This window comes from Streptomyces sp. BPTC-684, assembly GCF_030028635.1.
GTDB lineage: Bacteria > Actinomycetota > Actinomycetes > Streptomycetales > Streptomycetaceae > Streptomyces > Streptomyces noboritoensis.
Window position 1 is genome coordinate 7,121,790 of sequence record NZ_CP124863.1, and the last position, 19,578, is coordinate 7,141,367.

Here is a 19,578-nt window from a genome sequence, read left to right on the forward strand (position 1 = left end):
TGCTGCGGAGGCGGGAGCAGGAGCGGCAGTAAGGAGCACTGCGGCACCAAACCCGGGAGACGACGCAGCACGTCGCAGCGGAGGAGCGGCCAGTGTCACTAGGCGTTGCTCCACCCGGCCGTGCTGGAATACGAGTCAAGCAGGTCCACCACGAAGACCAGGGTCGAGCCCGCCGGGATCAACGGCGAGGGTGACTGATTGCCGTAGCCGAGACGCGGGGGAACGATGATCTCGCGCCGACCGCCGACCTTCATCCCCTTCACCCCCCGGTCCCAGCCCTTGATGACCCTGCCACTGCCCAGGGCGAACTTGAACGGCTCGCCCCGGTCCCAGGAGGCATCGAACTCCTTCCCGGACTCGAAGGTCACCCCGACATAGTGGACCCTGACCACCATGCCCGGCTTCACCTCAGCCCCCTCCCCGACGACCAGGTCCCGGATGGTCAGCTCGGTAGGAGCATCACCCCTCGGAACGTCGACCGCGGGCTTCGTCAGTTCACTCATTGCAGCTTCGTCACTCTCCGTCGAAAGCCCGCGCACGGACCAGCCGGACGCATGGACACCCTGTGCAGCAGATGGTCAGGCTACCGAGAATGCCGATCCCCGGAGCACACCGAATCCAGCGGCCACACGTGATGATCTTTCGCATAGCCGATGAACCCGACCTCCATGCACGGGTTACGCAGCAGTCGCCCGAACGAGACGAGGCACAGACGGCTGCCGGCACACTGCGAGATGTCTTGATGCGCTCGGTCGACAGTCCGGCGTCATGACGGAGCACCTATGTGGACCGCGTCGTGGATCAACTCAACAATGACCGCCCGGGCATGGGATGGTGTCCCTCGTCGTGGTGTACGGGATCAGCGGTTGGGCGTGCGCGGGTGTCTGCCCGGGGCACACCTCCACGGGTGAGTACCGCTCCCTGAACGCGGGGCGGGCCACCCCCGCCACCAGTCCACTCATACAAAAGCCCAGCTCAGCCAGTCACTCGAAACGAGCCGGACCCTTAATCAACAGTGTGCCCGTGTACGCCGGGCCGTACGGCCGCAAGTCGCGGCGGGTATACATCCGGCCTCGCGGCGGGGGCTGACGAACGGCGCCGGGATCAGCGCGAGTGCGTTCTTGGGCACCGGAGCCGTTGGCGCCCCTGTAGCGATCTGGGCTCCGGAGTCCGGAAGAGGGCTCGACAGGGTATCGGTCCGGCACGCCATCTCAGGGGCCTGGACGCTGCTCTGGCCTGACCGTTCACTGGGTCTTGGCGCTATGTGCCGGACACTGGAGTTGCGTGGGGGCGGGATGATCCGGATTGATCTGGGCTCGAAGGGGCTGGCACGGATTCGCCACCCGAGTAGCGAGCCAGCTCGGACAGTTCTGGGACATCGCTGTCAGTCCGCACTGGACGCAGCTTCACGATCAGATGCATTCCGACATCTCACGGCGCGCCGTGGACAGCGCGCGTGAGGGCTTCCACCAAATGATCAACGCTTGGGCCCAGCCTTCACATGGAACGCTGGAAGCCTGCAGCTCGACTTTCCCATGTGTGACCAGTCCGTCTCCGCGACAGCCCAGGGGGTGATCCTCGTCCCGTCGACATTCGGTGCCCTCGACATGTCCTGCATCGACGCGCCCAAGGCACCTGGCCCGCGCCTCCCCATGATCACCTACCCGGTCGGCGCGTTACCCGCCCGGAGCCAGAACCTGCGAGACCTGATTGGCACGGCACCACCAGAGCCGAGATACTCGCCGAACTCACCCAGCCCCAAAGCACCGAGGGCCTTGCCCAACGCCTGCGCCTCAGCCGCGCAACACGGAAGCGGGGGCGAAGAGGTCAGCGGCGACCTTGGGGGTGTTGCTCGCTGCCCCTGAGTAGACGCCCACTCCGTGCGTCCCATTGAGCCAGACCTGCAGGTTGGACGATGCCGATGCGCTGCCGGATGCCATGCCCAGGCCACCTGCGACGAGGGCCGCAACCGCTGTGGCTGTCGCAGTGCGACGCCCGAGTTTGACTCTCATGTTTCTGCCTCCTGCGATCGGCCTGCCGTCGAGCCGGCCCCGAGTGTCGGTAACCGGCCTGGGACCAGGGAACCTTGGTGACGTGTCCGCTGTCGAAGGATGCGATGAGATTCGAATGCGTCCCCGAACTGCGACGCGTGAGGATGTGTCACTCGCGGTGCGAGGGGGAGCACCCGCTGACTGGCAGGCTGGCCTGATGACGTGCGTTCGCTGATGACATCAGGCGCCGCTCGTCGCACACTGCCGGTGAAGGGAGGCTGCCTTGCTGCGATGCGGGGTCCGAAAGATGCTGTGGGCGGCGTGCACGGTGCTCGGCGTGGTCGTCGGCGTGCTGCCCCCGGCGGCAGACACGGCACGGGCGGGTCCGGTGCCGACCGGCTCCTTGGGGAGGACGGATCCGGCGCACACCGACGTCCTGTTCGTCGGAGCCCACCCCGATGACGAGTCGTCATCCTTGGCCACCTTCGGCCAGTGGCAAGAGCGGCGAGGCCTGAGTACCGGCGTCGTCACCATCACCCGGGGCGAGGGCGGCGGGAACGCGGTCGGCACCGAAGAGGGGGCAGCTCTCGGCCTGATCCGCGAGGGCGAGGAGCGCAGGGCCGTACGGCGGGCCGGCATCCGTAACGTCTTCTATCTCGACAAGCCGGATTTCTGGTACACACTCTCCGCTCCGCTGACCGCCACGGTCTGGAACCCGTCGCCCCAGCCGGCGACGGACACACTCTCGCGGCTCGTCCGGCTGATCCGGGCGACCACCCCGCGCGAAGTGGTGGTCATGGATCCGCGCCCGTTCCACCAGCACGGCGGACACCAGGAGGCGGCACGGCTGGCTGTCGAGGCGTTCCAGCTCGCAGGCGACCCGACCGCGTTCCCCGGGCAGATCACACGGGAGAAGTACCCGGCCTGGAAACCGTCCCGACTGCTCGCCACGAACGGCGGTTTCCCGGGGCCCGCGGGGGAGAAGTGCGGCAAGTACCAGGCCAAGGACCCGCACACCGGGCTCCCCGTCATCGGTGTATGGACCGGCACGACAGCGCGCAGACACCCGGGCAGGACCTGGGCGCAGATCGAGCGGGACGCCACCCGCGAGTACGCCACCCAGGGCTTCGCCTCCCTGCCGCCGACGGTCGAAACCCCACGGGCGAAGCTGCCCTGCGAGTGGTTCACCGTCCTGGCCGACAGTCGTACACCACAGGCTCCCGCCACACGCGAACAGCCGGGCCTGCGCCCGCTGTACGCCGACTTCCGCGCCTGGGCCCGGCGGATGCGGATGCCCTGGCTCGCCAATGACGCCCAGCCCGCGTATCCGGCCAACCCCTCCGTCAGTGTGCCCTCCGTGGCCGAGGCTCCCGTCGTGGACGGTGTCGCCGGACCGGAGGAGTACCCCGGCCCGGCGCTGCGGCTCACCCACTGGGAGGGCGAGCGATGTGCCGACGAGAAGGACTGCGCGGCGGACGTCCGCTTCTCGCGCCAGGCCGATGACCTGTATGTGTTCGTCCGCGTCGCCGACGACATCAAGGGGTACACCCTGGACGCCGCGGCCGACTGCAAACGCCACTGGCGCACCGACGCCGTCGAGATCGCCCTCGACCCGCAAGGCCGCTCCGACGACACCTCGACCACTTTCAAGACCGGCATCCTGCCCTTCACCAAGGACAGCAGGGGACCCTGCGCGGAACGCGACGCCGACAACTGGCAGGGACCCGCGAGCCGCACCGCCCCGGGCCTGGCCGTCGCCTCCGCCGTGACCGATCCGTACAGGGGGTACGCGGTCGAGGTCAGGATTCCGCTCGACGGCCTGCCCGCCCCTGCCGATCCTGCACGCCTGGCGGCCAATATCCTTCTCTACGACTCCGACACGGCGGACCGGACCGGTCAGACGCGTCTGGCCTGGTTCCCGTTCGGTAGCGCCCAGGCCGATCCCTACGTCTGGGGCACCTTGCGCCTGCCCGGATACGTCCCGCCGCCCGACCAGCCCGTGCAGCCCGCGCGGATCCCCCAGGAGGCCGCCCGGAGCAGCCGCTCCACGGCATCCGTCGAGCAGGCCCGGCGCACCGGTGTCCCCCTCGCGGGCGGTCCGCGACGACCACGGCAAGGGGGTTGACCTCCGGCTGGTATCGAGACCGCCCACCGCGATCGGGGCAGACGTTACCGGGAGTCTTGCAGAAAGCCCCAGCCTTCAGGCCGGGGATGAATGCATCTCAGGACTGTTGTGACCTGCAGGTCACAACGGACGTTGTTGCTGCTCGATGTACTGGCGGATGATCGCCGGCGGGGCCCCGTCGCAGGACGCGGCGAAGCAGGAGCGATGCGCGCCGGTTACCTCGGAGAGCCCGTTTCACGCCAACTGTCCCTTCCTGGACGGGGCGCTCCCGCCCTGTTTGCCTGCGCGGGCTCGTCTCGCCGCCAACTGCCAGGAATTGCCGCCGGTTTGCCCGCGCTCTCTTCACAAGCAATACGGGGGGGCACCAGCTTCCTAGTGGGGCCCCGCGGATGTGGGCGCCATGCCGTACGGGCCCGGGGCCCCGCCCGGCCGGCCCGGCGCCCGGTCGGTCACTCGGGGCCACCGACCTGCCGCCTCGCCTGCTGGCAGGGGTATCCGGTCTGCGCGTATGTCCAGGGGCCCGGCGTCCTCGGTCGGGCTCGGTCGGGTGAGCGGTCGTGTGTGCCCATCAGGCCTCCTTTCTGAGCGGGTGCCCACCTGACTCATGCCCGCTTGCCAGCAGTTGTGTGCGTGCCAGGTCACGGGAGAGGGCGTCGCGGGCCATGAGGTGGGCGTGCGTGCCGATGGCGCGTACACGGCCCGTCTCCATGACCACCATCCGGTCCGCCGTGGTCACGGTGGACAGCCGATGGGCGACCACCGGAACCGTGGTGGCACGGCTGGTGGCGGCACTCGTTTATCTTCTGTCGATCTCCCATGGATTCGAGGAAGCAACTCTCTCTCTGCACCGCTCACCGCGGATGCGCAAGCCGCACACCTACGGAGAGGCGGGGGATCGGCACCGCGGTCCATAGGAAGGGGCGGGCCGCCACGGCGGTCGGCGTGTGCCGGTCGCTGACCAGGGGGATTCCGGGCGCCTGCGTTCAGAGCCCCCCTCGCCCCCTCGCCTCTCGGTCAACCACGCATGGAATGGAGAATCCGTTGCGCAGACATGCGCTCACCTTGGCGTTCGCGGCCGCGAGTCTGGCCGCCGCCCTGCCCACTACCGCGGCGCATGCCACCGGTGGGGGCGCGCCCCCACCGCGTGCCGCGGACGGTGGCGTCTACGCCACCGCCGGCGCGACCGATGCCCAGCAGCGGGCCTTCTGGGCCGAGCAGGAGAGCAAAGGCACCCTCCGCCCGTTCAAGGGCGAACTGCGGGACTGGAAGCCGAACGCCACACGGCCGAAGGCCAACGCGCTCGGCGCCGGGCAGACCGTGAAGGCACCCGCAGCCTCCCCCGCACGGAAGGGGAAGAACCAGTTCACAGCGGGGTCTGCGGGAGAAACCCGACTACGGGCCACCACCGGCCGCGTCCGCATAGCCTGGCCCGACGAGAAGAACCCCGGCTGGTGGGCCATCAGCCTGTGCACCGGCAATGTGATCACCAGCGAGAGCAAGGACATGGTCGCCACCGCACGGCACTGCATTCCCCACGACGACCAGGGTCGCATCAATCCCCAGGCGGAGTACGAGTTCACCCCCGGGTACTACGTGGACGCCGACGGCGAACACGCCCCCTACGGCAAGTGGACCACCCGTGGCCTCGGGGTCGTCGGGAGCTTCACGGGCGGCGCCCCGCAGACGGACGACACCGCGTTCCTGGCGCTCAACACCCAGAACGGCACCCACGTCCAGGACGCCGTCGGCGCTTCCGGCTACCAGTTCAACATCGGCTCCCTGCCGGCACAGGTCGTGTTCGCGGGCATACCCAGCAAGAGCAACCAGTTCCACACGTGCGTCAGGCAGCCCTACTGGGGTGACAACAACCCGCCGCAGATCATGGGTAGCGGTGGCCCCTGCACCGGCGACAGTGACCTCTCCGGCGGCGCGAGCGGCGGCCCCCTCCTCAACGGCGACACCTTCGACAGCGGACCCGTCCAGATCGGCGACTTCTCCGGGAGCGCCGGCAACGACCCCGCCGCCGCGGCCTGGCGCGACGCCGCCCTCGCCGTCTTCAGCAATCTGCAGGGCGCCAACGGCCAGCCCGCCCACAACAAGATCACGACCCTGACCAACTCGAACAACAACCTGGCGGACCTCTACGCGTACCGGACCGGCAGCGGCACCGCCGTCTACGGCTACCACGCCACCGGAACCGAGAACCAGCAGTGGCATCTGTGGGACCAGGGCGGGGGCTACTTCCTCATCGAGAACCGCTACACCGAGCGCAGCGGCCTCACCGGAGCCAACGCCCGGGTGCTGGACTACAACTTCTCCAACGGCACCGCCTGGTCGCACCAGGTGAACGGCAGCGGGTCCGACAATCAGCTCTGGCGGTTCCGCGCCACCCCCAACCGCCCCGGCTGGTACAGCATCCGCAGCAAGCAGGGCGACCTGTGCCTGGGCGCCCCCACGGGTGAGGGCCAGTTGACGGTCTCCTCCTGCGCCACCGCGGACGGTCTCGACTCCATGCAGTGGAAGCTCCAGTAGAAGCCGGACGGCATCCGGGCGCCGACCGCGACGAGGAGCGGATACCCCGGACCGCAGTGAGTGGACAGGGCCGGTTCACGGCGAGTACGTACCGTGAACCGGCCCGATGCGTTCGGTCGGTTCCGTGAGCGCGGCGTGACGATCGGAAACTTCGGGTCGGGAAGGGTGAGCGTGGAGAAGACCGTGTCCACAGCATCCTGGGCCCGGTCGCCCTCCAGGGTGATCTTCTTGTCCTGGACACCATCGTTGAACAGATCGTCCAGGACGCCCCGGAACAAGCGGTCACCGGCGCCGCGCGAGTGCTGGGCCACTCCCGCCACGAGCGCGCGCCCGGCACTCGATCCTCGTCTGCGCGCACGGACGAGGAGCCGCTGCCCGGCCGACCGAGCGCCGCCCCACAGGCGGCGCTCACGGGCTGACCCGACCCCAGTCCCGTGAGTACATGAGTAGCCGTGAGGAGATCGACCTCCGCGAACTGCACCTGGCCGGTGCCGAACTCCGCTGGGCGGACCTGACTGACGGCGAGGGCGTGAACGTTGGAGGAGCCTACCTGTACCGGGCAAACCTGACGGGCGCCTCCCTCAGCGCGACCCTCACGAAGGCCTCCTTGCTCCAAGCATCGCTGACGAAGGCCGACCTTCGCCAGGCTTGGCTGGCACACGCTGTCCTGGCGGGAGCAACCCTGGCAGGGGCGAACGTCCATGATCACTAGGAACGGCGTTTCTCGACGGGTTGTTCCGGAGTCAGTCGGTGATCACCCCGGCCCAGGAGTGTCGACCAGAGAATGACGGCGTTGCCGAGGGGCGGCGAGAAAAAGGGAAGGCGGGTGCCAACGGGTCCTTGGCAGGATGTCCGCGCTCCACACCCGACGGGAAAGGACCCAACGACCGTGGCTCGTGCCATCACTCTGATCCGCTCCACCTCTCTGTCTGACATCGCCGAGTACGCCTACGCAGCCACGACGCCCGCCGACTCCCGCCTGATCTTCCTCGCCGGGGCGTGTCCACTCAATGACGACGGCTCGACGGCGGCGATCGGGGACTACGCGGGTCAGGCATTGAAAGCCATCGAGAACCTGCAGGCTGCTCTCACTGCCTCCGGCGCGTCTCTCCAGGACGTCATCAGTACAAGGGTTCTTGTCGCATCGGCCCGGCGGGAGGATTTGGTGACTGCCTGGGAGGTAGTCCGGGACTCGTTCGCTGATCATGACGTCCCCAGCACCTTGATGGGCGTCACTGTGCTCGGCTATGAGGACCAGCTCGTCGAGATCGAGGCTGTGGCCGCCGTGCTCGACTCTTGAGGCCCAGACACACCACGGCGCCTGAGCTGTCCTGGGCCGGAAGTCCCTGGCGGGAATCACGACTGCGAGACTGCCTGCGGCCTGTCAGGGGGCTGGCAGTCAAGGCAGGTAACGGCAGAGGTCAGCCAGCCTTGGCGGGCTCCTCGGCTCGTACCCGGGTGGTCCTCGCCCTGCGGACAGAAGACGAAAGGCCGGACTGGCCGCAGCGGCAGGGCCGGGGCCTGTCCGTTGACGGCAGCACCGTGCGAGATGCCCGACGCGACTTCGCCAGGATCGTCGGCGACTTCGCGGACAACGGCTACCTGGTCGAACACTGCCAGGTGTGCGTCGACGACCCGGACTCACTGCCCGACGCCACCACCCCCGCTGACTCCGCCGACGGGCCACCACATGCCCGGGGCGCATGAACAGCGCCCGTCCCGAGGCCTGCTGGGGAGGGCGCTGTTTCGCTCAGTGCCAGACAAGCGGACGAGGTCAGTTGTAGGGCGCCCAGCCCGTCCAGTAGACCGATTTGCCCGACTGGATGCTCGCTTCGATCATGCCGGTGGTGCCGCCGAGTGGGAGGGACGGCACGCCGCGACTTGCTGTGGTCGGGTTGGGTCAGGTGGAGATGATGTTTGTCCAGAAGCCGTCGACGACTTTGCCGGACTCGGTCTCGTAGACGTGGGCCTGGAAGCGCGCGTTGTGGGTGCCGCAGGACCAGGAGAGGCTGGCGCGGAAGGGGCCCTGCCTGGGGATGGCGTGGATTCCGCCGTCGCGGTAGTTGGAGGCGACGACGCTCCAGGCGCCGGTGCAGTCGTTCCACAGTTCGTCGTAGATCCGGACGTCGGTTGTCGCGCCGGTGTCTTCTACGGTCTGGTTGGTGGTGCCGCGGTAGCCGCTGGTTTCGAGGCACTCGGTGACGGTCCAGCCGTACTTGAGGGGCCGGTCGTAACTGCAGGTGCCGCTTGCGGCGTGGGCGGCCGGGCTGAGGCCGATGAGGGTGGTGGTGGCGAGGGCCGCCGCGGTGGCGGCGCCGGCGATGGTGCGTATGTTCCGCATCACGGGATCCTTCTTGTCGTGGGAGTGCACAAGGGTGGTGTGTGGACAAGGTCCGGGGTCATGGGCGAGCCCGCCGTAGAGCCCCGAGCCCGTACGGCTGTGCGACTGTTCGCGGTCTGACACTGGCGGGAGGGGGAAGTTGTCCGCTCGGCCCCGGTGCCATATGTCCAGGTCCGCTCGGGTCAAGGGGCCGGACAAGCGGGGTTGTCCGCGGACAACTGGTGGAACGGCCAGGCGTAGAAGCGCTCTGTGACATCGCCCTCGCGGCCGACTGGCGCTCGTTACGGGCCGCGTTGAAGGCAGAATACGAGCGTGCTGGCCGGGGCGAAGTCTCTGGCGGCGATCGGCGAATGGATCACCGATGCCCCGCTCTGGGCACTCAGGACACTGGGCTTCGAGGCCGACGCCCTCACCGGCCGGGTCCGTGTCCCGCACCCGGCCACCGTGCGGCGGATCCTACTCCGGGTGGACGGCGCCGCACTGGACACGGCCGTGGGCACCTGGCCCACCCGCCGTGACCCCAAGCCATCGCGGACGTATTTCACTGTCGATGGCTATCGGGTGATATGCGGGCGAAGCGGGTGTCCCGGCGGGGCTGAGACGGGAGGCATCTTTCGGCAGGTGTGATGCCTGTGTCTGCTGTCGAGGGAGGTTGTCCACGGCTGCGGGGCGCAGGTGCTTCCGCCGGGAATTCCGATGCAGTGGGAAGGAAGCAGGCCATGGTGGACGGATGGGAGCCGGCAGGAACGCCGGGGGCGCGTCAGGCGCATGGGCGGGTTGGGATCCGGCGGATCGGGCGGTGGTGTGCCGCGGCTCTCGCGGTGGGCTCTGCGGTGGTTCTGGGCGCCGGCCCGGCGTCTGCGGCCCCCCTTCCGGGACTGGTCGTCTATCCCGAGTACAACGTCATCGAGAAGGGAACGACGGGCCCCGCGAAGTTCGGGTATGTGAATACATCCGACGTGAGCTACACGAACGACGGCCGTATGCGCATGGAACTGTACGCCCCTTCGGAAGCGTATTTCGCGGACAGAACACTGACCCCCCTCGGTAATGCACCGGGCCCCTGGACGTGCACGTGGCCCCTCAACCGCAAAGTGCTGCACTGCTACTCCGACTACAAGGGCGTGATGTTCCCAGCGGGTCAGACCACCCTGTGGCAGGTGAACGTCACGGTTCCCGCCAACGTGTACACCCCAGGCATCCCTGTCCTGTCCACCGAGTACAGCTGGTTCTACACCGAATGCACGCAGAACCCTGTGGACCAGACAGAAGCGCGGGTGCGTGTCGCAACCGGCCCCCTGTCTGCCTGAGCGGGGCGGACGCTCCATCGCACCCCTTTGCCGCAACCGGCAGTCCAGAAACCGGCTGCGGCAGGAACACGGAAAGGATCACGGATCATGACGTACGTACAGGGGCTGGTGAACACGCCGGCGTCTCGCAGGACGGGAGAGCGGGCGGGGCGCCGGGGCGGGGTTGGACGGGCCGGGGGATGGTGTGCCGCAGCTGTTGCCGCGATGGCCGGCGTCGCCTTGAGCAGCGGCCCGGCGCTGGCCCTGGCCTCGATTCCGGGGCTGGTCGACCAGCCCCAGGACCCCGTCGCCGTCATCGCACCAGGAACGACCGGCACGGTGACGTTCGGCCTCAAGAACACCACCGGCGAGGACTTCACGAGCGACGGGAAGGACGCGGCGGGCAACGGTCTCCTCCGCATCACCGTGGGCGCTCCGCAGGGCACCACACTCGCAGACAAGACGCTGACCCAGGTCGTCGGTGCGCCCGGGCCCGCGTGGGATTGCTCGCAGTACAGCGACAGCACCCACCTGGACTGCATCGCCGACTTCAAGGGGGTGGTCCTGGCCGCGGGGCAGACCACCCAGTGGCGGGTGAACATCACGGTTCCCTCGGGTGTCCCGAACGACGCGCTGGCCGAAAGCCTCGCCTATTTCCAGTACTACTGCGGGGACCAGACCCCGCCGCCGATGAGTGTGAAGGTCGCCACCGGCGACACCGCAGCCCAGGAGCCGCCCCCCTGCCCGCCCGCCTGATCGCGCAGTCGGTGTCCGCGTCGCTCCCCTGCAGCTGCTGCCAGCACCGCGCTCAGGGGACGGATCCGGCCGCGCCGGTCTCGGGGATCGGGAACCCAGGTCAAGAAGCAGCGCAGGCCAACGGCCATCGGGGCGGGCGTGGCACCGGACAGGGAGGCCAGTTGCTCCGGCCCGGACGGCAGGCGCGATGATGAACGGGCAGGCACGGTCTCGCTCGGTCTCATGGGTCTCGACAACCACATGATCACCGACACCGTGCCTGTACTGCGTTCCGGGACCAGCCGGCCCGATCACGTACCTGACGACACGTCACGGGCAATCCGGACGAACCCCGTTCATGCAATGCCCCTGCTCGATGCTGCAGGCCACCTGCGTGACCTTGTGGCGTTTTCTTCTTCTTGCCGGGCTAGGAGTTGTCGTCAAAGTGTCAGGCCCACATCAGGAGCGATGCGAGAGTGACGGCTGCCTGGTAGGACTCGGCGGTCTTGTCGTAGCGGGTCGCGATGCCGCGCCATTGCTTGAGGCGGTTGAAGCAGCGTTCCACGACGTTGCGCCGCTTGTAGAGCTCCTTGTCGAAGCGGGGCGGGCGTCCGCCCCGGCTGCCGCGCCGGGCCCGGTTGCGCACTTGGTCGGCCCGCTCGGGAATGGTGTGGCCGATGCCGCGGTGTCGCAGCCAGGTCCGGATCGCCTTCGAGCTGTAGCCCTTGTCGCCCAGGACATGGGCGGGCCGCACCCGGGGCCGTCCCGGGCCGATCCGGGGCACCCGTATCGCCTGCATCACGGCGGTGAACTGGGTGCAGTCGTTGGTGTTCCCGCCTGTGACCGTGAAGGCGAGCGGTCGGCCGAACGCGTCGCAGGCCAGGTGGATCTTGCTGGTCAGGCCGCCTCGCGAGCGTCCGAGCGCGGGGCGGTGGAGCCCCCTTTTCGGGCCCCGGCGGCGTGCTGGTGGGCCCGCACGACGGTGGAGTCGACCGACACCAGCCAGCCGATGTCACCCGCCGCATCGGCTTTCGCCTGCGCGGCCTGGAGCATCCGCTCGAAAGTGCCGTCCTTGGCCCAGCGGCGGAAGCGGGTATGGAGCGTGGCCCACGAGCCGTACCGCTCAGGCACATCCCGCCAGGCCACACCCGTGCGGAACTTCCACACGATTCCGTTGAGGACCATCCGGTCGTCCAACCGCTTCCGCCCCCGCAAGGAGGCGGGCAGCAGCGGACAGACGAACTCCCACTCGGCATCGGACAGTTCATGACGACGTATCACCCGACCATGATCCACCACTCAAGATCATTTGACGACACAACCTAGGCAGTGAGGACGTAGCCGCCCAGCCTTACCTGGCTTGATGGGCTTGACGGCGCCGCTGGCCAGCACCACAGAGGTGCCACTGCGTTCGTGGACTTTCCGCCGGTGCACTGGAAGAAGATCTGGTCGACGAACCCGCCGGAGCGGCTGAACCGGGAGATCGAACGGCGGGCCGACGTCGTGCAGGTCTTCCCCAATACTGCCGCCGTGGACCGTCTCGCTGCCGCGGTCTTGGCCGAACTCCACGACGAGTGGCAGGTCTTCGACCGCCGCTACCTCTCCGAAGGCTCCATGGCCGAGCTCTTCACCGACAAGCCGAACCCACAACGACAGGTCCCTGCATGACCGGAACCACACAAAGCCGGCTGACTACTCCACGTCGTGGGACGCGATCAAAGCGCAGCGGCGCCAGGGGTCGACAGTGCGTTCCACGCCAACAAGCATGCGCTGAAGGCCAACGACGCTGTCAAGCCCCTTCGGACAGAATGAGGTGTTCTCGAAGAGATCACGTCGTATGGGGCGCAGGCCTTCCCTGCCGGTATCTGCGGACAAGTTCCGCGGGCTTGGCCGTGGCGGACTGCTCAGGTGGGGGAGTGACCGCGAAGACCTGGCAAATCCTCAGTGGGATACCTGCCCGCAAAGGGCAGGGAAAGCAACGGCCAGGCTGGCAACGGGCCCGCTCCTTCCTCCCCGAAGGTCACCGAGGGGCGGACAATGCCGGGGACTGCACAGACTGGCCGCGCCTGCAGAAGGTTTACAGCCTCACCCCGGAAGGTCGATGGGCCGCCGTATGTCCGTCAGCCGCATTGTGCACCTGGCCGTCAATTCAAAGGGGCAGGGGCATGTCTGCCCTCACGCGGGCATGTCAGTGGGTACGTAAGTCCTCGGGTTTCAAAGATCCGTGCGGCTCTGGAAGCAGATCGAGAACGCGTTCGGCGAGGGCTTCCGGTGCGGCGCGACGTGCGTCGTACTGCGGGCCTTCGGCTCCATCAGCTTGCGAACAGTCAGGTAGAACACCTCGGCCGTGGCCTGACCCAGGTTTCCCGCACATCTGCCATGCCGGGGAAGTCGCCTGGCTACAATCCGCTTCGACCCTTGATCCTTTCACCCCAGCCTGTCGAGGAGAGTTATGAAGGCCATCAGACGGTTGAGCATCATTGTCGCGGTGTGCGGCCTCGGCCTGAGTGCCGGGCCTACCCTGGCAACCGCCGCAGTTCCGGAGGCGGCCGTGACCCTCAAGTCGGGAGCCGACAAGGGCATCGCCGACGGCTATCCCGGCATCGTCGGCATGGTGCGCGACGGCAGCCGGACCCAGTACATACAGGCGGGCGTCGGTGACCGTGGCACCCGAGTTCCCGCGGATCCCAAGGCGAAGTTCCGCATCGGCAGCAACACCAAGTCCTTCACGGCCGCTACCGTCCTCCTGCTGGAGGCCGACGGCCTGCTCTCCCTCGACGACACGGTGGCGAAGTGGCTGCCCAACGCGGTCAACGCCAACGGCTACGATGGCTCGAAGATCACCATCCGGCAACTGCTCAATCAAACATCGAACCTGCCGGACTACACGATGAACATCGACGGATACACCGTCAACCCCAACTGGACGCCGCAGCGGCTGGTCGACGGCGCCCTCCGCAAGCGCCCGCCGAACGCCCAGCCGGGTGAGAAGTGGGAGTACGCCAACACCAACTACGTGCTGGCCGGCATGATTATCCGTGCTGTGACCGGCAACGAGCCCGCCACTGAGATGAAGACTCGGATATTCGACCGCCTAGGCCTCGCCGACACCACCCTCCCCACCACGGACAACAATCTCTACGGCAACTACCTGCACGGCTACTATCTGGCCGGACCGCTCGTCCTGGACATGACCGTCACCAGTGTCCAGGCCACCCAAACCGCCGGTGCCATCGTTTCCACTCTCGACGACCTGGCCACCTTCGAACGCGCTCTCGTCGGCGGCACTCTGCTGCCTCCCGCACAACAGGCCGAACTCAAGACCACCGTCCCCACCGGTACGACGGGCGCCGCATACGGCCTGGGCCTCATGCGCATCGACGCCCCCTGCGGTCGCACCGCCTGGTACCACAACGGCGCTGTCCCCGGTTACTACAGCTTCCACCTCACCAGCGACGACGGAGCCAAGCAGGTGGTCGAGGCCAACAACGAGAATCACCTCATCCAAGGCACGCCTGGCCAGTCCCACACCCAGGAAGCCGCACTCAACGCCTTCTGCGCCCTCTGACCTGCCCTCCTCTTGCGACAGCATGCCCGCCAGGCCGGGTCATGCCCAGCAGCGCATGACCCGGCAGCAATCGAGGCCCCGCCCCATACCGACCACGAGAGGCAGTCCCGACCGATCGGACAGGACATGCATCCTGGAACCCGGCTTACCCCGGTCCACGGGGCTCGGACCTGTAAGTTCGCCCCCCCTTTTTTTCGCCCTCACGTGGGCAGTGTCGAGGACGACGCGGGACAGATCGAGCAAGTCTTTCGCGGCGAGTTTGTCGAGCACGGCCTGGTGCAGCCCCGGCCCCACACGCCCGCGCGCGACCAGATCAGGAACCGGCGGTGGGCAGTTGACTTCGAAACCCCGAAACAGGGCGGCAACGCACGCCGGGCGCAGCCGCTGGTCAGCACGTAGATGATGGGCCGCGAACAGCGTCTCATCAGGCGTGTTGGCCGTCCCGCCACCCTGCGGCCGTGCCCGCTGCTCCGGGATCAATGGCAGCGCGATCTCCCACAAGCCATCCGGCACGATCCAACTCCATGTTTCCCGCCCCATGAAGGATGACTACCCTGCCCCACCACATAGGGCACCGTCTAAGCGTCAGAAGGCCGGTGTCTGCTACCGCAAGCCCCCTAATCAACTAACGGGCCCCCTTGCCCGGACCGCGGTTCCAGCGGTAGCCATGGATGGCGCGGATGGGGAACGACCCGTTGGAGGCTCTCCATGGACACACGAGTGACCGGCTACTACTCGGCGAAGACCACGCAGATCATGGAGAAGTACGGACCGGGGCCGCGGGTGCACTTCCACGTCGGTCATTTCGTCCCGGGGGCGCAACCCTCGACTTCGTCCTCCCTGGCCGAACTGCGCGCGGGCCTCGTCGCCGCGCAGGAACGCCTCGTCGCGGAGGCCGTCACGCACTGGTCGGGCGTCGCTGAACTCGGCCGCGTCGTCCTGGACGCGGGGTGCGGCCTGGGCGGGACAAGCCTGTGGTGGGCCGGAGAACTCGGCTGCGAGGTCACGGCTTTGACCTCTGTGCACGAACATGCCCGGTTGGTAGAGGAGTTGGCTGGGTCAGCCGGGTTGACCACCGTACGGTGCCGGGTCGCGGACGCACACGACGTCGGCGACGACGTCTGTTACGACACCGCGATGGCCTGGGAGGCGGCCTGCTACTTCGACCGGTCCCGCTGGTTCGCCGGCCTGCGCCGGACACTGCGGCCCGGGGGAATGGTTTTCATCGAGGACGCGTTCGTCCGCGATGCCGGTCCCTGGAAGGCCGTGTTCGACACGTACTGGCGGACCGACATCGCCTCGGTGGAGGCCTACCGGCGAGCCGCGCACACGGCGGGGTTCACCCTGGTCGACGAGCAGGACCTGACCGCCGCGACCTCCGCGTTCTGGGACTGGAGCATCGCCTGGAACACGGAACGCTCTCGCCTTCCAAACGCCGACCTCCCCCGACTGGGCGCCTCCACAGCCGCCCACCGGCGCATGCGGACCGCCTGGGACGAGGGCGGCATCGGCATCCGGCTGCTGGCCTTCGAGCGGACCGGGGCATGACCTCTCTCGACGGCGCCGTCCTCGGCGCGCTGCGGACCTGGGCGCACGGCCTGGACATCGCGGAGGACCACCTCGTCGGCGGGCTGACGATGGCGCACTACGTCCGCGACGGGACCGAGGAGTCAGCCACGGGCCTGGGCGGCGGATCCGGCCGGCTGTTCGCGTTCGCCGCGGACATGGCGTTCCTCGTCTGGCTCAACGACCACATCGAACAGGGCGAACTCACCGGGCCCGGGAGGCCGACGGTAGACGACCACGTCCGGCAGCTCGCCGCCGTGGTGCTGGTCGGACACGACCTGCCGGAGGAGGAGCAGCACTGGTGGTACGTCACTCTGCGCGCCGCGTGGGCCGCCGACCGGGCGGCCACCGGACCGGCGGTCGGCCGGTGGTCCTACGCCGAGTACCTCGACAACGGCGTTGACAGCATCAACGTGCCCCACGTCCTGTCCACGATCAGCGTCCTGTGGGGGAGTGGCATCGCCGCGCGCCGCACGGAACCGGACGTTGCGGCTGCGATCCGCGTCCTCGGGATCCGGCAGCGGCTCTCCAACGACCTGGCCAGCCTCGCCAAGGAACGGCTCTCCGGCGACCCCGGCAACGCAGTCCTGCTGGTGGAGCGGTGGCTCGGCCCCGAGCAGGCGGCCCGATTCATTGCGGACGAGCTGCGCGGCCACGACCGCCTGCTGACCACGACCCTCGCCCGGCTGCCCTCGGACGACCCGGTCGCCGCCGCCGCGCTCGCGGTCGTGACAGGGCTCGAAGGGGCCCAACACGACCTGACGCGCTACGGCGCAGCGCCGTAGGAGTCCCGCACCGACGGGGTTCAGGCGCGAGACCACCCGGACGTGCGAGTTTGCCCCTACGCGTTGAGCACGCCCGGGGCATGCCGAAGAGGTGCCTGGGCCGGTCGCGTTGATGGGCGCGATCGGCGATGGCTGCGCAGCCCGACGGTCGTCAGTTGGCACGGACCGTTGGTGAAGCCTGTTGGCGTGCGGTGAAGGGGCCCGCGTACGTGCGAAGTGGCCGCGAGCCCCGCTCATTACGGCTGTGGGACACCGCGACGGGTCGGTACCGCACTCTGGCCAAGGCCGACGATGCCACGGCGAGCGCCCCGGCCAAGCTCAAGCACATGGCCATGGCCTTCGCGTTCAGCCCCGACGGCCGCTCCCTGGCGGTCGGCCGGCACGGCACGGTGCGCGTGTGGGACACGGGCTCCGGCCGTACACAGGCCCAGTTCACCTTCAAGTACCTGCCCCTACGCACCGCACAACCTCGCGTTCGGCCGCGACGGCCGCACACTGACCGCCACCTTGGGCCACGGCACCATCCGGCAGTGGGAACTGCCGGCCGGCACCGCGCGCACCCTGATGGTCGGTGAGGACGATCTGCCCGCTGTGAGTGGGGATCGAGGCGCCAGTGCCCCGGACGACATGGACGCGACGGTACGGCTGAAGGATCCGGCAGACGGCCGGACGCGCATCGTTTCCGTAGGGACCCGCATGGGCTTCCCGCCGGTTCTGAGCCCGGACAGGGACACCATTGCCCAGGGCGACTCCGACGGGACGGTGCGGCTCAAGGACACCGCCACCGGACGGACGAAGGCGACCTTGAAGGGGGATTCGGGTAGCTTCCAGGTACTGCGCTTCAGCCCGGACGGCCGCACGGTCGCGGCGGGACACCGGAACGGAACGGTGCGGTTTGGACCACACCAACGGCAACACCCGCACGCTGACGGACAGCACGGACGCGATGTACGCCTGGTGTTCAGCGCGCCGACGGCAGCACGCTCGCCGCCGGCACCTCCGGTGGCCCCCGGGGCCAGCGGACCTCGCTGGTGTGGGACGTGGCCACGGGACGCACCGTGGCCACTTTCACCGGATACACCGGCCAACCGGGAGCACTGGCAGCCGCTCCCGACGGAAACCCCCTCGCCATCACCAGCGGTGACGGCACGGTCCGCCTCTACGACCTCACCCCCAACCGCCGCACGCGCACCCTGTACACCAGTGACGCCAACGAGATATTCGCCCTCACCCTCAGCCTCGACGGCCGCACTGGCCACCGCCGCCCGGGACCGCACCGTACGCCCGTGGGACGTGGCGGGACACCACGCCTACACCACGCTCACCGGGCACACCGGTGCAGTGACCAGGGTTCTCTTCCGCCGCGATGGCCGCAGCCTGTTCACCACCGGTGACGACCGCACCCTGCGCCAGTGGAGTGTGCCGTCCACCGATCCGACGGTGGCCATGCGCGAGATCTGCACGGCCGTTGACCGCGACCTGACCGCGACGGAACAGTCCACGTACCTCCCCCCGGACAGCTCTTCGAGTCCGCCTGCCCGGCCGCCGACTGACCCGGACGGCAAGGAAGGGGTCTGCGAGCCGGACGTGGACGGTGGCGGACACGGACTCCGGCACCCCTCGTACTCAGCTGCCTGCGGCACCCGCTCGCGGCCGCCGCAGGCGGCTGTGCGATCCTCGGATAATGATCAAGCCTGCCCGTCGGGCCGCGCTCGCGGCTGCCATATGCCTGCTGTCGCTGTCAGCCTGCTCCGGCGCCGGCCACCGCGCGGATCCGGTGCCCGGGCCGTCCGGCGGCACCGGATCCGCGCTGCCCGGCATCACCCAGGTGGCCCCGGCAGACCGCACGGCCGCGCCGGTTCTGACGGGCAAGGACCTGGACGACAGACCGCTCAGCCTCGCCGACTATCGTGGGCAGGTGGTCGTCCTCAACGTCTGGGGCTCCTGGTGCCCGCCTTGCCGGGCGGAGGCGAAGCACTTCAGGAAAGTGGCCACCGAAACCCGCGCCCAGGGCGTACGTTTCGTCGGCATCAACGCCCGCGACCCCAACAAGGAGCCCGCGCGGCAGTTCGAGCGCGAGCACAAGCTCGGCTTCCCCAGCTTCCACGACCCCATCGGCAAGCTCCTGCTGCGCTTCCCCAAAGGCACCTTGAACCTCCAGTTCATCCCCGCCACGCTGGTCATCGACCGGGAGGGCAGGATCGCCGCCCGCGCACAACTGCCGCTCGACGCCGAACGGCTCCACCGCATGATCGACCCAGTGGTCACGGAGAAATAGCGCGGTCCCCGCCCAGGGGCAGGGGGGACTCTGGTGCTCAATTGGGGTTGCTCAATGTGGTGTGAGGCGTCCCCCCGGGGTGTGGACACGGGGGTTCATACTGCGATTGCGAGTTTGGCTGCTGACAGGTGCTGCTTCTCGAACTCCGGAGGCGAGAGGTAGTCCTGGTTGGTCGCACTTCGTGGTCGCCGCGCTGGAGACCGGGCGAAGCTCGTGGACCGCGGTCCTGGACGCGATCCGGCCGGAGCCTGGGGACCACGTCGCCGTGGTCACCACCGCCCAGATCCGCGAGGTCGTCGAGCGCCTCATCGCAGCTGGACAGTGGCACGAGGGCGACCTGGACTTACGCTGTCCTGTGGGTCGGTGAC

General features: G+C 68.4%; 14 protein-coding genes and 5 pseudogenes. 14 read left to right on the forward strand and 5 right to left on the reverse strand.

The window, feature by feature from the left end:
- Positions 1–98: 98 nt before the first annotated feature.
- Positions 99–503: an FKBP-type peptidyl-prolyl cis-trans isomerase gene (locus QIY60_RS31690; RefSeq protein ID WP_283145599.1), complete on the reverse strand. Its 405-nt coding sequence runs from the start codon at positions 501–503 to the stop codon at positions 99–101.
- Between the two features lie 1,795 nt (positions 504–2,298).
- Between QIY60_RS31690 and QIY60_RS31695 the strand changes: the two genes are divergently transcribed.
- On the forward strand, positions 2,299–4,116 hold the full coding sequence (locus QIY60_RS31695; protein ID WP_283145600.1) for a sugar-binding protein: 1,818 nt from the start codon (positions 2,299–2,301) through the stop codon (positions 4,114–4,116).
- A 568-nt stretch (positions 4,117–4,684) separates the two neighbouring features.
- Here the strand turns inward: QIY60_RS31695 and QIY60_RS31700 are convergent.
- Positions 4,685–4,897 (reverse strand): annotated as a pseudogene (locus QIY60_RS31700) (hypothetical protein); the annotation flags it as partial.
- A gap of 260 nt (positions 4,898–5,157) precedes the next feature.
- Between QIY60_RS31700 and QIY60_RS31705 the strand changes: the two are divergent.
- From QIY60_RS31705 to QIY60_RS31720, 4 genes are all read left to right on the forward strand, one after another.
- Complete coding sequence (locus QIY60_RS31705) at positions 5,158–6,648, forward strand: RICIN domain-containing protein (RefSeq protein ID WP_283145601.1); 1,491 nt, start codon at positions 5,158–5,160, stop codon at positions 6,646–6,648.
- A 442-nt stretch (positions 6,649–7,090) separates the two neighbouring features.
- Positions 7,091–7,360 carry a pentapeptide repeat-containing protein gene (locus tag QIY60_RS31710; protein WP_283145602.1) on the forward strand — a complete coding sequence of 90 codons (270 nt, stop codon included), beginning with the start codon at positions 7,091–7,093 and terminating at the stop codon, positions 7,358–7,360.
- A gap of 177 nt (positions 7,361–7,537) precedes the next feature.
- On the forward strand, positions 7,538–7,948 hold the full coding sequence (locus tag QIY60_RS31715) for a Rid family hydrolase (protein WP_283145603.1): 411 nt from the start codon (positions 7,538–7,540) through the stop codon (positions 7,946–7,948).
- 242 nt (positions 7,949–8,190) lie between these two features.
- Positions 8,191–8,355 (forward strand): hypothetical protein, encoded by a 165-nt coding sequence (locus QIY60_RS31720; RefSeq protein ID WP_283146158.1) that lies wholly within the window; start codon positions 8,191–8,193, stop codon positions 8,353–8,355.
- A 193-nt stretch (positions 8,356–8,548) separates the two neighbouring features.
- Here QIY60_RS31720 and QIY60_RS31725 read toward each other — a convergent pair whose 3' ends face one another.
- On the reverse strand, positions 8,549–8,989 hold the full coding sequence (locus tag QIY60_RS31725) for a hypothetical protein (protein WP_283145604.1): 441 nt from the start codon (positions 8,987–8,989) through the stop codon (positions 8,549–8,551).
- 312 nt (positions 8,990–9,301) lie between these two features.
- On the opposite strand from QIY60_RS31725, the gene QIY60_RS31730 reads away from it, so the two are divergent.
- The 3 genes from QIY60_RS31730 (at position 9,302) to QIY60_RS31740 (ending at position 11,034) form a co-directional block, all read left to right on the forward strand.
- Positions 9,302–9,616, forward strand: coding sequence for a transposase family protein (locus QIY60_RS31730; protein ID WP_283145605.1), 315 nt, complete (start codon positions 9,302–9,304; stop codon positions 9,614–9,616).
- Between the two features lie 92 nt (positions 9,617–9,708).
- Positions 9,709–10,299: a hypothetical protein gene (locus QIY60_RS31735; RefSeq protein ID WP_283145606.1), complete on the forward strand. Its 591-nt coding sequence runs from the start codon at positions 9,709–9,711 to the stop codon at positions 10,297–10,299.
- Positions 10,300–10,503: 204 nt separating this feature from the next.
- Positions 10,504–11,034, forward strand: a complete 531-nt coding sequence (locus QIY60_RS31740; protein ID WP_283145607.1) for a hypothetical protein — start codon at positions 10,504–10,506, stop codon at positions 11,032–11,034.
- Positions 11,035–11,461: 427 nt separating this feature from the next.
- On the opposite strand, the pseudogene QIY60_RS31745 reads toward QIY60_RS31740, so the two are convergent.
- Positions 11,462–12,291: pseudogene (locus QIY60_RS31745) on the reverse strand (IS5 family transposase).
- 153 nt (positions 12,292–12,444) lie between these two features.
- On the opposite strand from QIY60_RS31745, the pseudogene QIY60_RS31750 reads away from it, so the two are divergent.
- Both QIY60_RS31750 and QIY60_RS31755 read left to right on the forward strand, forming a co-directional pair.
- A pseudogene (locus QIY60_RS31750) lies at positions 12,445–12,681 on the forward strand (transposase); the annotation flags it as partial.
- A 784-nt stretch (positions 12,682–13,465) separates the two neighbouring features.
- Complete coding sequence (locus tag QIY60_RS31755; RefSeq protein ID WP_283145608.1) at positions 13,466–14,581, forward strand: serine hydrolase domain-containing protein; 1,116 nt, start codon at positions 13,466–13,468, stop codon at positions 14,579–14,581.
- A 90-nt stretch (positions 14,582–14,671) separates the two neighbouring features.
- Here the strand turns inward: QIY60_RS31755 and QIY60_RS31760 are convergent.
- Positions 14,672–15,121: pseudogene (locus tag QIY60_RS31760) on the reverse strand (transposase); the annotation flags it as partial.
- Positions 15,122–15,289: 168 nt separating this feature from the next.
- Here QIY60_RS31760 and QIY60_RS31765 point away from each other — a divergent pair.
- The 4 genes and pseudogenes from QIY60_RS31765 to QIY60_RS32845 form a co-directional block, all read left to right on the forward strand.
- Complete coding sequence (locus QIY60_RS31765) at positions 15,290–16,129, forward strand: methyltransferase domain-containing protein (RefSeq protein ID WP_283145609.1); 840 nt, start codon at positions 15,290–15,292, stop codon at positions 16,127–16,129.
- Positions 16,126–16,932, forward strand: coding sequence for a terpene synthase family protein (locus tag QIY60_RS31770; protein ID WP_283145610.1), 807 nt, complete (start codon positions 16,126–16,128; stop codon positions 16,930–16,932). The genes QIY60_RS31765 and QIY60_RS31770 overlap by 4 nt, the downstream gene beginning before the upstream one ends.
- 1,684 nt (positions 16,933–18,616) lie before the next feature.
- Positions 18,617–19,210, forward strand: coding sequence for a TlpA disulfide reductase family protein (locus QIY60_RS31775; RefSeq protein ID WP_283145611.1), 594 nt, complete (start codon positions 18,617–18,619; stop codon positions 19,208–19,210).
- A gap of 163 nt (positions 19,211–19,373) precedes the next feature.
- Positions 19,374–19,556: pseudogene (locus QIY60_RS32845) on the forward strand (transposase); the annotation flags it as partial.
- Positions 19,557–19,578 lie beyond the last annotated feature (22 nt).